Here is a 15585-nt window from a genome sequence, read left to right as displayed (position 1 = left end):
CACATTGATTTCACGCGGGATTTACGTATTTCGCCTCTCACAAATGTGAACAGGCGCATCTTCAAATCAATGAATCGTCACTGAATTTAAAACTGTGAACTAGACCGTCAAACGGTAGCCGGCACCCCGAACTGCGCGAACCGGGAGGGTACAGCCGGTGGCGGCCTGCACACGGTTGCGCAGGCGGTGCACCAGCACCTCGATCCTATGCGGATCAAAGCTCCAGGGCTGGTCGGTGAGGGCGGCGATCAGGCGTTCGCGGGCGACTGTCTCAGCCGGCGAAGAGAACAACAAAGTGAGGAATGCGCGCTCGGCCTCGGTCAGCGCCAACACCTGTCCGTTGGGCCCGCGCAGGTCCCAGCCGTCCGATTCCAGCGACCAACAGGTGTTGTCGTTGGCCGAAGCCAGGTTTTCCACCAGCTGCGCGGCTTCACCAGGCAGGCGCCGGCGCAGGCTGTACAGCTTGGCTGCCAGGAATTCGGGCTCCGGCCGATGCGGCAGGCAGGCGTCAGCACCAGCCCACAGGCCTTCGGCAATCAGTTGCGGGGTGAGCGGGTCCACCAGCAGCACCACGCCCAGATCATCACGGCGGCGCAGGTGTTCGACGGTCTCGACCATGCCTGTGCGGACCCGGGTGGTGTCGATCACGACGATGTCGCAGGGGACGATCACCAGTTCGCGGTACAGCGCCTCAACGCTGTCCAGGGCCTGGATCTGGGCACCGTAGGGCAACAACGGCTGCAGCAGTTCCAGGTTGCCGACAATCCAGATACGCAACGGCGCCAAGGCCATGGGATTGGCTGCGCCAACGGGCGCGAAGTTCAGATCCGATGCCACACACTCTCCCTGTCGGGCTTAAGTAAACAGCCCACGTATAGCTGGGATTTTAGCCTAGCGTAATGTCAGTTACCGCTGAAACCGGGTACACGCCGTTTTATGAATGAAACGGACGGCGCTTGTTTATGAACGAAAAGGGCGGCGTTGGCGCGCCGCCCTCTCCCGCGGCGTTTACTCCGCCGGCACGCCAATTTCCTGCAGCAGCGCCGGCGCCGGGTACACCTTGGCCAGCAGCCAGCGCAGGTAGCGCATGTCCACGTGCACCGCACGCTTGTAGCGCGGGTCGAACCACCAGCTGGCGCTGACCGATTCCCAGTTGGAATCGAAGTTCAGGCCAATCAGCTCACCCTTGGCATTGAGCACCGGCGAACCGGAGTTGCCGCCGGTGGTGTCCAGGTTGGTCAGGAAGTTGACCGTCTGGGTCTTCAGGACCGGATCGGCGGTGCTGCCGAAATCACCCTTGGCGATGGCCGCCAGCAGCGGCTTGGGGGCGTCGAATGGCACCGTATTGGTGTTCTTCTCGACGATGCCGGCCACAGTGGTGACCGGCGCGTAGCTGACCGCATCGCGCGGGTGCAGCGCCTCGACCTTGCCGTAGCTGATGCGCAGGGTGCTGTTGGCATCCGGGTACACCGCCCTGCCCTGGCTTGCGCGCCAGGCGAACAAGGCCTGCATATAGGACGGGCGCAGGCGCAGCTGTTCGCCTTCGCGCTCCTTGCTGTCGCGTTCGGCGCTGAGCTGTGCCATCACCAGCGCCGAGGCCACCGAGACCAGCGGGTCGGCTTCGATGAAGCCGCCCTTGCGCGCCGCCTCGAAGCGCGACAGGCGTTGCGCCTCATCGCCCAGCTTGGTCTGTGCGTACAGCTCGTCCAGGTGCTTGGCCAATTCGGCCGGGGTGCGCCCGAACAGGTTGTCGTAATGCGAATCGCGCTGCGCATCCGGCAACTGCTGGTAGCGGGTCAGCAAGGCTGTGAGCAGGGCTTTTTCGACCGTCGGGTCGTAGCGGCGCTGCACCTGCTTGAGCACGCCTTCAATCAGAGCCTGGTCACGCTGCTGGTAACCGGCCTCACGCTCGGCGTCGGGCTTGAGCGATTCCACCCGCAGCCGTTCCAGCAGCAGCGCCGAGCGCAGCAACTGGGTCTGGCTGGACATCAAGGTGACCAGGAATTCGCTGCTACCAACCGCGCGATCCTCCGCCAACGAGGCAAACAACGCGTCGATATCCGCCTTGTACTTGCCATCGGCGCTGGCCAGCATGGCCTGCTCGTCCTGCGCACGCTGGCTCTTGGCATCGCTGCGCAGCAGGCCTTCCAGCTCACCGGCGGCACGCTTGCGGTTGTTCTTCAGCGACTGCAGCTGCGAGGCATAGCGGGTGCGTGCATCGGCGCTGGTCTTGCCCTGCGCTTCGATCACATCGATCAGCTGCTGGAAAACCTCGACGCGGCGCGGCAGCACGCTATCGATCTGGTTGGCGAACTCGGCAGCGGTGCGCAGCCGATAGGTGGTGCCCGGGTAGCCGGCCAGCATTGCGTAGTCGCCTTCCTTGGGGCCATCCAGCGACATCTTCAGATGTGCCGGCGGATGGTAAGGCACGTTGTCCTTGCTATACGGCGCCGGCTTGCCGTCCTTGCCCACATAGGCACGCAGCAGGGTGAAATCGCCGGTGTGCCGCGGCCACATGAAATTGTCGACTTCATCGCCGTAGTTGCCGATCGCGCGCGGCGGTGCATAGACCAGGCGGATATCGGTCAGCTCCAGCTGGCGGATGCGGTAGAAATCACTGCCGTAGTACATATTGGCCACCGAGCAGCGCACACCGCCCTCGGCTTCGCAGTCGGCGACGATGCGCTTGCGTGCGCTTTCCACCGCATCGTAGTAACCGCGGCCAGTCTTGCCGCGCGCGTCCTTGAGCACCTCATCGGTGACCTTGTCGAAGCCCACCGTCACCAGCACCCGGTAATCGGGATTGGCAGCGCGCTCGTCGTCGCGGCCCTGGGCGATGAAGCCGTCGTCGATGGTGTTGTGCTCCTTGCTGGCGTTGTACTGGATGACGCCGTAGGCCACATGGTGATTGGTCAGCAGCAGGCCGTCGTCGGAGACAAACGAGCCGGTACCACCGCCCACCCGTACCACCGCACTCAAGGGCGGCGCGGTGACATCGGCCAACTGCTTCGGGTCACCCTTGAAGCCGGCTTCCTTCAGCGTCCTGGCCAGCTCCGGCAGCTGCGTCGGCATCCACATGCCTTCGTTGGCGTGGGCGGCAACAGCGGCCAGGCTCATGCCCAGCGCCAGCGCGGCGGTAAGCGGTTTACGCGTCATCGGAACTCCAGCGGATTACAGAACAGCCGCCGACAGTAGCGGCCCCCGCCAGGAGCGGCAACCGCCAGCAGTCACAACAGGGGCAGCCAGCGCTTGTGTGGGCTACGTCAGGGCGCTGCCGAAAGCGCGGGCCATGTAGGAGCGGCGTAAGCCGCGAAGCCATTGCTGTATGGCTTCGCGGTGAAGCATCTTCGGCCAGTGCTATGCGCCAATGGCTGCGGTGGGAGTGCTGGCTTCGCGGCTTACGCCGCTCCCACAACACCCCCTGCTGCTCAACGCTCCTTGCGCCAGTTCACCGAGCCGCGGTTTTCAACCGTGGACGATTCCACTTCGATGTCGAAGCCGCGACGCAGCAGGTACTTCAGGGTCAGCACCGAGCCGCTGCCCACCAGCGAGACGCCGTAGCCGATGTAGAGCTTGGGCGTGATGTACTTGCCCACGCCGATCACCGAGCCACCCAGTGCGCGGGACTGGCTGACGCCGGCATCATCCAGGCCCAGTTTGGCGCCCACCTGCGCGGCCAACAGGCCGCTGCCGGCCGACAGCGCCGCCGAGGCCGCGTTGACCTGCTGTGCCTGGTCGCTGCTGGCCATGCTCAGGCTACGCCCCAGCACCAGGTAAGCAAGCGATTCGGACTGCGACATCGCCGGGTTCGACCACACGTCCACCTTCGGCTGCTGCGCGCGGCCGGTGACCGTGATGCCGGCGGTGACGTCACCAATGGCACGTTCGGCCTTGATGTTGATGCGCGGATCGGAAACCACGCCGTAGTTCCACAGCAGCTGGCCATCGGTGATGGTCAGGTCCTGGCCGTAAGCCTTGTAGCGGCCACTGACTTCCAGGCCGCCGTTGGCGGTCATCTCGCGGCCCGGACGCGCACGCACCTGCATCCGCCCGGTCAACGCGCCCTTCAGGCCGAAGCCGCTCATCTTGACCTTGTCGCCGAGGCTGACGGTCAGGTCCATGTCCAGCGGCGAGGAGGGGCCTTCTTCCGGATCCACCGGGTCCAGCACCACGATGTCTTCCGACGACGAAGTACCGCGATCCAGGCGCTCCAGGTCGAGGTGGGCTTCGGGCACATGCACGCTGCCGCGCAGCTCCATCGCGGTGCCGGCCAGGGTGAAGTTCAGGTCCGGGTTGGCGACCACGCGCAGCTCGCTGGTGTTGGCCAGCAGCACCTTGTCGCCATGGATATGCAGTTGCAGCGGCTGTGCGTCACCAAACCAGGACAGGCCACCGTCCACCTGCAATGCCCCTTCGCCACCGGTCTTGGTCGAAGCGCTGATGCGCGCCGAGCCATCGGGCTGGGCGACGAAGGTGGCGCTGCCTTCGCTCAGGGTCAGGCCCAGGGCCGGGAACTCACCGGTGAAGTTGCTGAGCTTGGCGTCACCGCCCAGGGTGGGCTGCGAGCGCGTGCCGCGCAGGCTGACGTGGCCTTCGATCAGGCCTTGCGGGCGCACCAGGTCGGGCGAGAACAACTCCAGCCAGTACAGCCGTGCGATGTTCATGTACAACTCGCCGGTCAACGCTGCATTGGGCTCCCAACCGGTCTGCACCTTGGCATCGATGAAGCCGTCACCCTTGAAACCGACACCCAGGTAGCCCTTGATGCTGTTGGGCAGCATGTCCACGTTCAACGAGAAATTGTCGTAACGCACCAGCTCGCCACGGGCGTTGTCGCCCAGGCGGATGCCGCCTTCGGCCGAGGCCACCTTGAAGGCACCTTCCCAGGCATTGCCACGTGGGCGGATGTTACCGTCCAGGGTGATCTCGCCGCGCAGGTACATGCGGCGGCCTTCGTTGGGCGGCAACCAGGGCTGCACCAGCGCAAGCGGCAAGGCATCGCCGCGCAGCTGCAGGCCTTCGCGCGGCCAGTTGGCGGCAATGCACAAGGCGCCGCCGGTTTCCGCACCCAGGCAGGCATCGGCCAACGTGAAGTTGCTGCCCTGCACGTTGAACGCGGCCGGCTGCCGCAGCTGCCAGGGCGCACCCTTGACCGGGGCGATGCGCAACGATGCCAGCTCGCCGCGCCAGGCCTGGCCCTGCTGCCGCACGCTGCCGCTCAGCGCTACCGCACCGAGCTCGTTGCGGGTATCGGCATCGAGTTGCAGGTTCTGCACGCTGCCACGTGCGTTGATGTTGACCTGGTCCAGCAGCATGCCTACCTCGACCGCGCTGCCATGGATCTGCAGTGCGCCGCTGTCACCGCGCCAGGGCAGGCGACCGTTGATGCTGATCTGCTGTGCTTTCCAATCGTCCCACTGCAGGCCATTACCGCGCAGGTCGGCAGTGATGTCCGGCTCGCTGGGGGTGCCGCGCAGCTGCAGCGTACCGGCCAGGCTGCCGGTGCCACCGGGAAGCAGATCGGACAGGTGCAGCGGCTCCAGCCGTGCATCCACATCCAGGCGATCACCGACCTTGCCCTTGGCCTCGATCTGGCTGTCGCCCATCACCAGCCGCACATTGCCTTCGCCCTGGGTACCCTGCAGGGCCAGCTTTGCGCGCGCATCGACGCGGCGGCCGCGCAGCATGCCGTTGATCTGCGGTACGTCCAAGCTGGCTTCAAAGCGCATGTCGGTACTGCCAGCCACTGCCGGCAACTGCTTGCCCTTGGAAGCGAACGTGCCGGACAGATTGCCCTCCCAACCTGGGGCGAAATAGCCCGGGTCGAACTTGGCCAGGCTCGCTTCCACATCCCAGGCCAGTTCGGGCGCCCATGCCGCCGAGCCCTTCAATTCCAGTGCGCCGCCGGGGGTGGTCGCCTTGAGCCGTTCGATGCGTGCCTGCTGGTCGTTGCCCCGCACGTCGAAATCCAGATTGGCGTCCTGTGCATCGCGCGCGACATCGGCCTTGCCGACCGCGGCCCAATTCTTGAGGTTGCCGGCCACGCCCAGCCGCGCTTCCTTCAGGTGCAGCGGCACCGGCGTGCTGTCCGGTGAACTCGGGTCCGGTTCGGGGGTGTAGGTCAGCTGATTGGCCACCACCGCGAAGTGGAAGCCCGGATTCTGCGCATCGCTGAAATCGGCAGTGCCCTGCAGGCGCACGCTGCCGCCGAAGGCCTCAGCAACCAGCGGTGCGACCGTCAGCACCTGGTTCTCGATGGCGACATTGGACGGCGCCAGCACCAGCTCGTTCTCGCCCTGGCGTACCCGGCCCTGCAGCTTGGCCTGGCCACCGCGCCCGCGCGCGGTGAAATCCAGCGCCAGCGGTGCCGGGGCTTCGGCCAGGAACTGCGCCGGTACCACTTGCCCGATGTCCAGCTGCTCGCTGCGCGCGGCCACATTCCATACCGGATCGGTGCGGCCGTCCAGGATCAGGCTGACATGCAGCGGCTTGGGTGCATAACCTGCAATGGCTACTTCCATGTGCGCCAGGTCACCGCGAGCGACCAGGCCCAGGCGCGCCGCAGGCTGGCCCGGACGCGGCGGCATGAGAGCGCGCACGGTCAGGTCGGTGGCGTAATCCTCGCGCGGCAGGTAATGGCCGTCGATGCGGAAATCACCCAGGTTGCTGTTGACCTTGAGCTGGCTGGCGGTGAATTCGCCATTCGCCGCTTCCAGCCCACCGCGGATGCGGGTGATATCGATGATCGGCTGCTGCAGCTGGGTGATGCGCAGGCCATCGATCACGATGGTGTCGGCCTGCAGGGCCAGCGGCAGCTCGATCGCAGGCAGCACATCCGGCCAGCGCGGCAACTCGAACGGCTTGTCTTCGGAGGGGCCGAGTTCCAGCGTGGCGTCGCTGATGCGCAGTGCGTCCAGGCGCAGCTTGCGGCCCAGCAGGGGGCGGATATCCGGATCCAGATAGGCCTGCGCCGCGGTGAAATGCAGATCGTTGTAGCGGAAATCCAGGTCGTGCAGGATCAGCGGCCCGGCCAGCGGGCCTTCTGCCTTGCTCCAGGTCAGCGAGGAACCCGCCGGCAGCCGCGCCACCACCTGCGCCAGCAATACCTCGCGCCCGGCCACCGTCTGCAGCAGCCAATACAAGGCAAACAGGCCCAGCAGCACCAGCACGGTGATGGTGATGCCGCTGCGGATCGCCAGCGTGCGCAGACGCGCCTTGCGCTTGGCCCGCAGCTCGGCGATGCGCGCCTCGCGTTCTTCCGGGCTCACGTCGTCGGGACGGCGGCTCACAGGTCAGCTCCGATGTTGAGGTAGAGCTGGAACTGCGAATCGGGGTTGTTCAAGCCATGGGCGATATCGATGCGGACCGGGCCCACCGGCGATTTCCAGCGCACGCCGAAACCGACGCCGGTGTGCAGATCAATGGTGTTGTCGAAAGCACTGCCGGTATCGACGAACACCGCGCCGCCCCACGGGCCACCGCCAAAGTAATGCTCGTACTCGGCCGAACCGATCACCAGATTCTTGGCACCGAGTGCGTATTTGTCCGGTGCCGGCGTGCGTGGGCCGACTTCACGGTAGGCATAACCACGGATGGAGCGGTCACCACCGGCGAAATAGCGCAGGCTGGGCGGCATCGAGACCAGATCGCTGGTCCAGGTGGTGCCGGCCTGCCCACGCAGGATCAGGCGATCGACATCGCCCAGCGGGATGTACCAGCGCACGGTGGCATCGGCCTGGATGAAGCTGGTATCCGAGCCTGCGCCTTCGATGCCACCGCGCATGGTGGCGTTGCCGCTCAGGCCACGGCGCGGGAAGCTCTTGTCATCGACATTGACGTAGTCGGCGGTGAGCTGCGGGTAGACCAGCGTTGAATAGTTGTAGACCGCCGCGTTGAACGCATCGCCGGAGCTGTAGCGCCAGCGTTCGCGCAGGGCGTTCATCGACACGATGGCGGTCCAGTTCTCGTTGATCTCGCCGCTGCGGCTGGCGATCAGCTTGATGTTGCGCAGGTCGATGTAGTCGGTCTGCTCGTCATAGGCGCTGACCGCATAGGTATACCAGCCATCCAGCCAGCGGAAGCCCGGCACCCGGTAGCTGGTGATGAAGCTCTTGCGCTTCTGCGCATAGTCCAGCTGGGTGGTGAGCTTGTGCCCGCGCCGGTTGACGTAGCGACGCTCGACGCCACCGCGCACACCGGGGCCGCTCTCGCTGCCATAGCTCAGACCAGCGGTGTAGATGGTGCGCTTGGCACGCGTCAGCTTGACGTTGACCGGCACCTCGCCGTTGTCATCGGCCTGTTCCGGGTGCGGCTGGATATCGATGACGCTGAAGTAGTCGAGCTTGGTCAGCGACTCGCGCAGGCGGTCGAGCTTGCCTTCATGCCAGTAGCTGCCTTGCTCCCAGTAGACCAGCGGCTCGAACAGGTCCGGGCGGAAGTAATCCTGCTCGAAGGAAATCGGGCCCATGTTGTAGCGGCGGCCGCTGTCCCAGGTGAGGAAGATGTCGGCAGCATTCTCGGCGCGCGTCACTTCCACCTTGCGCTGGGTGAAATCGGCATCGAAGTAACCACGCTCGGCCAGGCGCCGGGTGATCTTGATCTTGCTGGCTTCGTAGTTGACCGAATCGAAGACCTCGCCGGTCTTGGGCTGGAAGGCCTCGATGTCTTCCTGCAGATACTGATCGCGCGAGGCCGGACCGGTGATGGCCAGTTCCTCGGTGCGGACCTTGACCTGCTCACCCTTGTCGACCTGGATCAGCACCTGCAGGGTATCGCCGGTACGCGGTGCTTCGATGGTGATTTTGGGGTTGTAGAAACCGAACGGTTCCAGCGCCGTACGGGTCTGCCGCTCGGCCTGCGACAGCAGGTATTCCAACCGTGACTCGCCCTGCACCTTGCCGATCGCATCGTAGACCGAGAGTGAAACCTCGATGTTTTCGATCATCTCGGCGTCATCACCCTTGTCCAGACCTTTGATCTGGACTTTTTCGATGGTGCCACGGGCATGGGCGAGCGGTGCTGCTGCCAGCATTGCCAGGAACAGAAGGAGCGGGGTGATTCGAGATAGCTGCATGCGCGTCAGCATACCGGTCCGAACATGACCAGCAAAATCACATAACCGTCATCCCACCGCACCGTAGTGCCGAGCCATGCTCGGCAGCGGTGGTCTCTGTAGTGCCGAGCCATGCTCGGCAGAGGCTGTACCGGTAATGCCCAGCCGAGCATGGCTCGGCACTACCGATTGCGGTTGCCGGCTCCACAAGACAACAGGCCCGCTTGCGCGGGCCTGTTGCGGTCAGACATCCAAGGCCGATCAGTTCGACAGGTGCTCGATCGCCGCCACGCTGCCGAGGCGGTCGCCGAGGGTGCGCAGCAGCGCCAGGCGGTTGCCACGCAGTGCCGGGTCTTCGGCGTTGACCATCACCGCATCGAAGAACGCATCCACCTGCGGGCGCAGCCGGGCCAGGCGGCCGAGCACGGCCACGTAGTCCTTGTGCGCCAGCGCGGTGCCGGTGTCGTCGATGGCGGCGACCACCGCTTCGGCCAGCTCGCTCTCGGCCGGCTCACGCAGCAGCGACGGATCGATGCTGCCCGGGATCTCACCATCGGCCTTGCGCAGGATGTTGCGGATGCGCTTGTTGGCCGCGGCCAGTGCCTCGGCTTCCGGCAGCTGGGCAAAGGTGCCGATGGCATCGATGCGGCGGTCGAAGTCGTACAGCGAGGCCGGCTTCAATTCGGCGACGGCGTTGAAGTGGGTGGCCGGCACGCCCTTGTCGGCGTAGTAGCCCTTCAGGCGGTCGACGATGAAGTCGTAGAGCTCGGCGCCATCGGCCTGCACCTTGCGCTCGGCCAGGCCGGCGTTGGCAGTGGCCAGCAGCGCCGGCAGATCCAGATCAAAACCCGACTCGATGATGCTGCGGGCCAGACCCAGCGCGTTGCGGCGCAGGGCGAACGGATCCTTGTTGCCGGTCGGCTTCAGGCCTGCGGCAAAGCCGCCGGCCAGGGTGTCCAGGCGCTCGGCGATCGCCAGCACCTTGCCCAGCGGCGACAAGGCGATGTCATCGGCAGCAAAGCGCGGCTGGTAGCTCTCGTCGATGGCCAGCGCCACCGACGGCGATTCGCCACCGGCAACGGCGTAGTGACGACCGGCGATGCCCTGCAGTTCCGGGAACTCATTGACCATGCGCGACTGCAGGTCGTTCTTGGCCAGCTCGGCGGCACGCTTGGCCTGCACCGGGTCGGCACCGACCTGCGGCGCAATCACCTGCGCCAGCGCGCTGACGCGCTGCACCTTGTCGGCGACGCTGCCCAGCTTGGCCTGGTAGGTGACGGTCTTCAGGCCTTCGCCCATCGCCACCAGACCCTGCTTGAGGTCTTCGTCGAAGAAGAACTTGGCATCGGAGAAGCGCGGACGGATGACCCGCTCGTAGCCCTTGGAAACTTCGGCCACGTCCCTGGATTCAATGTTGGCGATGCCGATGAACTTCTCGGTCAGCTTGCCGCCGGCATCGAGCACCGGGAAGAACTTCTGGTTGATCTCCATCGTCTCGATCAGCGCTTCCTGCGGTACGGCCAGGAATTCGCGTTCGAAACTGCACAGCACTGCCGCCGGCCATTCGACCAGGTTGACCACCTGCTCCAGGTTGTCGTCGGTGATGCGGGCAACGCCCCCGGCCTGTGCGGCTGCGGCATTGACCTCGACCATGATGCGCTCGCGGCGTGCATCGGCATCGACCAGCACATTGGCCGCCTTCAGCGATTCAACGTAGTCGTTCGGCGTGCTCAGCCACACCTGCTTATCGGCCATGAAGCGGTGGCCGCGGCTGAAGCGGTCCGAGCTCAGGCCCAGCAACTCGGCCGGCACGATGTCGGTGCCGTGCAGCAGCACCAGCCAATGCACCGGCCGGGCGAAGGCGTAATCGTGGTTGCCCCAGCGCATCGGCTTGGGGATGGGCATGGCGGCGATGGCCTCGCGCAGGATCTCCGGCAGCAGGCTGGCGGTCTGCGCGCCCGGGGTGACCGAGCGCAGCACGAAGCGCTCGCCCTTGGCGTCGGTGGTGCGCTCCAGCGCGGTCCAGTCGATCCCGGCCTTGGCAGCAAAGCCCTGCAGCGCCTTGGTCGGCGCGCCATTGGCGTCCAGCGCGATGTTCAGGTACGGGCCGAACACTTCCGAGTGCTGCTCGGGCTGCTCGGTTTCCACGCCCGGCAACAGCACGGCCAGGCGACGCGGGGTCGACAGCGGCTTGGCATCGCCACGCTCGAAGGCCACGCCACGCTTGGCCAGGCCATCGATCACACCATCAAAGAAGGCTTGCGCGAGGCCCGGCAGCGCCTTGACCGGCAGCTCTTCCACGCCCAGTTCGATCAGCAGCGGCTGCATGCTCATGCCTGCACCTCCTTGGCGGCGACCGCTTCCAGACGCTTGGCCTCGTACAGCTTGGCCACCGCCTGCGACAGCGTGCGCACGCGCAGGATGTAGCGCTGGCGCTCGGTCACCGAGATGGCGCGGCGCGCATCCAGCAGGTTGAACGAATGCGAGGCCTTGCAGACCTGTTCATAGGCCGGGAGCGGCAGGCCGGCTTCCACAAGCTTCTGCGCTTCCTTCTCGCAGGCGTCGAAGCGATGGAACATTTCTTCCACGTCGGCGTACTCGAAGTTGTAGGTGCTCTGCTCCACCTCGTTCTGGTGGTAGACATCGCCGTAGGTGACCGGGGTGCCGTCCGGGCCGTAGGTCCAGATCAGGTCGTAGACGTTGTCGCAGTTCTGCAGGTACATGCAGAGCCGCTCCAGGCCGTAGGTGATTTCGCCCAGCACCGGCCGGCATTCCAGGCCACCGGCCTGCTGGAAGTAGGTGAACTGGGTGACTTCCATGCCGTTGAGCCAGATTTCCCAGCCCAGGCCCCAGGCGCCCAGGGTCGGCGATTCCCAGTTGTCCTCGACGAAGCGCAGGTCATGCACCAGCGGGTCGATGCCCAGCGCCTTGAGCGAATCCAGGTAGAGCTGCTGGATGTTGTCCGGGCTCGGCTTCATCGCCACCTGGTACTGGTAGTAGCGCTGCAGGCGGTTGGGGTTTTCGCCGTAGCGGCCATCGGTGGGACGGCGCGAGGGCTGCACGTAGGCGGCATTCCAGCTTTCCGGGCCGATCGAGCGCAGGAACGTGGCCGGATGGAAGGTACCGGCGCCCACTTCCAGGTCCAGCGGCTGGATCAAGACACAGCCCTGTTTCGCCCAGAAATCGTTGAGGGTCTGGATCAGTCCCTGGAAAGTTATCGAAACGGGGGGAGTCGCGGACATGCTGCCTGAGCCGTACGTAAGGGGTGCGTTAGTATAGCGACCGACCGCGCGATGGCCGCGCCAGCAAGGGGTTTGGGGTGGAGAACGCGGCCGTAGAGGGCTCTCAGGCACCATCAGCACCGGTGGCTATCGCCCCGGGAAGGCTGCAGTTTTCCAATATCGCCAGTGCTTTGCTGGCCGACGGGCTGGTCGCCGCGCATGACCAGGAGCGGATCCGTTTTTCCGCCCAGGGTGCGCGCAATGCCAGCGAGGTCCACCCGCTGGTGCTGCTGGCCAACCTGAAACTGGCCGCCGCCCAGGGCAGCGGCGAACTCAGCCTGGAGCGGCTGACCGAGTGGCTGGCCAACCGTACCCATAGCCGCTACCTGCGCATCGATCCGACCCGGGTCGACGTCGCCGGCGCCACCGCCGTGGTCTCCCACGCCTATGCGCGCCGCCACCGCATCCTGCCGCTGGCAGTGGACAGCGAGCGCGTGCTGGTGGCCACCAGCGAGCCGATGGCGCGCGATTGGGTGCCCGACCTGCAGCATCTGAGCCGCCGCCGCATCGACATGGTGCTGGTCAACCCGCTGGACCTGCACCGCTACTCGATGGAGTTCTTCGGCGTCACCCGCTCGGTGCGCAACGCCCGCAGCGATAACCGCGACGGCAGCAACAGCAGCGGCCTGCCCAGCTTCGAACAGCTGGTCGAGCTGGGCCGCGCCGGCGACGTCAATGCCGACGACCACCATGTGGTCAGCATCGTCGACTGGTTGCTGCAATACGCCTATGAACAGCGCGCCAGCGATATCCACCTGGAGCCGCGCCGCGACATGGGGCGGGTGCGTTTCCGCATCGATGGCGTGCTGCACAAGGTATTCGAGCTGCCACCGTCGGTGATGACCGCCGTGGTCAGCCGCATCAAGGTGCTCGGCCGCATGGACCTGGCCGAGCGCCGGCGCCCGCAGGATGGCCGCATCAAGACCCGCTCGCCGGGCGGGCGCGAGGTGGAAATGCGCCTGTCGACCATGCCCACCGCCTTTGGCGAGAAGTGCGTGATGCGTATCTTCGACCCGGATTCGGCCTTCAAGAGCATCGAGCAGCTCGGCTTCAGCCCGGAAGAAGCCGCTGGCTGGAACGAGCTGGTCGCCCGCCCGCACGGCATCGTGCTGGTCACCGGCCCCACCGGTTCGGGCAAGACCACCACCCTGTATTCCACGCTCAAGCGCCTGGCCACGCCGGATGTGAACGTGTGCACGGTGGAAGACCCGATCGAAATGATCGCGCCCGAATTCAACCAGATGCAGGTGCAGACAAATATCGACCTGGATTTCGCCGCCGGTGTGCGCACCCTGCTGCGACAGGACCCGGACATCATCATGATCGGCGAAATCCGCGACCTGGAGACCGCGCAGATGGCGGTGCAGGCCTCGCTGACCGGCCATCTGGTGCTGTCTACCCTGCATACCAACGATGCGCCCTCGGCGATCACCCGCCTGCTCGACCTGGGCGTGCCGCATTACCTGATCGCCTCCACCGTCAACGGCGTGCTGGCGCAGCGGCTGGTGCGTACCCTGTGCCCGCACTGCAAAGTGCCAGACACCTTGAGCGAGGCCGATTGGGCACCCTTGCGTCATGCCCATGACGCATTACCAGATGTGGTCACGGCATATGCACCGGTCGGTTGCCTGGAGTGTCGGCGCACCGGTTACATGGGCCGGATTGGCCTGTATGAGTTGCTACCACTGGGTTCGCGGCTGCGCGCGCGGATCACCCGCGACATGGATCTGGCCGGATTCAGCAAAGCCGCCGCCGCTGAAGGCCTGCGCACCCTGCGCCGTACGGGTCTTGAAAAGGTAGCCGCAGGGCTGACTACAATCGAGGAAGTCCTGTCTGTCCTGCCTCCCTCGGAATGAAGCCCCAGCCGTTCTTGATCGTTGAAACCGGGCAACCATTCCCGACCCTGCGCCGTTATGGCCGCTTTCCGCACTGGATCCGCGTCGCCGCCGGCCTGGAAGAAGCCGACACCGTGGTGGTCAACGTCGAGCGCGGCGAGCAGCTGCCCGACCGCGGCGATTTTTCCGCCACGATAGTCACTGGCTCGGCTGCCTTCGTCACCGACCGCGCCGACTGGAGCGAGCGCAGCGCCGACTGGCTGCGCGACGCCGCCCACGCCGGCATGCCGCTGCTGGGCATCTGCTACGGCCACCAGCTGCTGGCGCACGCGCTGGGCGGGCAGGTGGATTACAACCCGGCCGGGCGCGAGTCCGGCACCATCCAGCTGGAACTGGAAGCCCCGGCTGCGGCCGACCCGCTGTTCGCCGGCCTGCCGGCCAGCTTCCCGGCCCACGCCACCCACCTGCAGACGGTACTGCGCGCGCCCGAAGGCGCCACCGTGCTGGCCCGCTCGGTGCAGGACAACTGCCACGCCTTCCGCTGGGGCGAGCAGGCCTGGGGCCTGCAGTTCCACCCCGAATTCGCCACCCACCACATGCGCGGCTACGTGCGCGCCCGCGCCGACTGCATCGCCCGCCACGGCGGCTGCGCCCGCAGCGTCGCCCGCGAAGTGACCGCCGCACCCCTGGCCCGCCAGCTGCTACGCCGTTTCGTGCGGCATGTGCGGCGTGAAGCGCACTGAGGGCTGTAGGGCCTGTGGGAGCTGTGGGAGCGGCGTAAGCCGCGAAGCTGATGGTGCATCCGTCCTCTGTAGTGCCGAGCCATGCTCGGCAAGGGGGCGTTCTCCGGTAGAGCCCCTGCCGAGCATGGCTCGGCACTACAAACAGCAGCCCTCTCGCCGCGCGAACGTGCAGCATTTGCGGCGCGAAGCACGTTGAGGGTGTAGGAGCGGCGTAAGCCGCGAAGCTGGTGGTGCATCCGTCCTCTGTAGTGCCGAGCCATGCTCGGCAAGGGGCATTCCCGGTAGAGCCTCTGCCGAGCATGGCTCGGCACTACCGACAGCAGCCCTCTCGCTGCGCGAACGTTCGGCATGTTCGGCGCAAGGCACGTTGAGGGTGTAGGAGCAGCGTCAGCCGCGAAGCTGGTGGTGCATCCGTCCTCTGTAGTGCCGAGCCATGCTCGGCAAGGGGCGTTCCCCGGTAGAGCCCCTGCCGAGCATGGCTCGGCACTACCGCCAGCAGCCCTCTCGCTGCGCGAACGTGCAGCATTTGCGGCGCGAAGCACGTTGAGGGTGTAGGAGCGGCGTCAGCCGCGAAGCTGGTGGCACATCCGACCTGGGTAGTGCCGAGCCATGCTCGGCAAGAGGCATTCCCGGTAGAGCCCCTGCCGAGCATGGCTCGGCACTACAGACAGCAG

8 protein-coding genes are annotated in these 15585 nt (G+C 65.8%); 2 read left to right on the top strand and 6 right to left on the bottom strand.

Annotation, left to right across the window (positions count from 1 at the left end; genetic code table 11):
• Positions 1 to 99: 99 nt before the first annotated feature.
• From ABB27_RS13180 to glyQ, 6 genes are all read right to left on the bottom strand, one after another.
• Positions 100 to 837, bottom strand: a complete 738-nt coding sequence (locus ABB27_RS13180; RefSeq protein ID WP_152984573.1) for a winged helix-turn-helix domain-containing protein — start codon at positions 835 to 837, stop codon at positions 100 to 102.
• 171 nt (positions 838 to 1008) lie between these two features.
• Positions 1009 to 3156 carry a S46 family peptidase gene (locus ABB27_RS13175; protein WP_057629255.1) on the bottom strand — a complete coding sequence of 716 codons (2148 nt, stop codon included), beginning with the start codon at positions 3154 to 3156 and terminating at the stop codon, positions 1009 to 1011.
• A gap of 272 nt (positions 3157 to 3428) precedes the next feature.
• The gene (locus ABB27_RS13170) at positions 3429 to 7241 is read right to left on the bottom strand and encodes a translocation/assembly module TamB domain-containing protein (protein ID WP_057629284.1); all 3813 of its coding nucleotides are present in this window, start codon (positions 7239 to 7241) and stop codon (positions 3429 to 3431) included.
• 44 nt (positions 7242 to 7285) lie between these two features.
• Complete coding sequence (locus ABB27_RS13165; protein WP_057629254.1) at positions 7286 to 9085, bottom strand: autotransporter assembly complex protein TamA; 1800 nt, start codon at positions 9083 to 9085, stop codon at positions 7286 to 7288.
• Between the two features lie 228 nt (positions 9086 to 9313).
• Positions 9314 to 11386, bottom strand: coding sequence for a glycine--tRNA ligase subunit beta (gene glyS, locus ABB27_RS13160; RefSeq protein WP_057629253.1), 2073 nt, complete (start codon positions 11384 to 11386; stop codon positions 9314 to 9316).
• Positions 11383 to 12294, bottom strand: coding sequence for a glycine--tRNA ligase subunit alpha (gene glyQ / locus ABB27_RS13155; protein WP_057629252.1), 912 nt, complete (start codon positions 12292 to 12294; stop codon positions 11383 to 11385). The genes glyS and glyQ overlap by 4 nt, the downstream gene beginning before the upstream one ends.
• Before the next feature lie 122 nt (positions 12295 to 12416).
• On the opposite strand from glyQ, the gene ABB27_RS13150 reads away from it, so the two are divergent.
• Both ABB27_RS13150 and ABB27_RS13145 read left to right on the top strand, forming a co-directional pair.
• Entirely contained in the window at positions 12417 to 14189 is a 1773-nt protein-coding gene (locus tag ABB27_RS13150) for a GspE/PulE family protein (RefSeq protein ID WP_152984572.1), read from the top strand.
• Positions 14186 to 14911, top strand: coding sequence for a glutamine amidotransferase (locus ABB27_RS13145; protein ID WP_057629250.1), 726 nt, complete (start codon positions 14186 to 14188; stop codon positions 14909 to 14911). The genes ABB27_RS13150 and ABB27_RS13145 overlap by 4 nt, the downstream gene beginning before the upstream one ends.
• Positions 14912 to 15585 lie beyond the last annotated feature (674 nt).

Origin of the sequence: Stenotrophomonas terrae, from assembly GCF_001431465.1 — a bacterium.
Lineage (GTDB): Bacteria > Pseudomonadota > Gammaproteobacteria > Xanthomonadales > Xanthomonadaceae > Stenotrophomonas > Stenotrophomonas terrae.
Note: the sequence above shows the minus strand (reverse complement) of the source record. Positions and strands in the feature narration are given on the sequence as shown.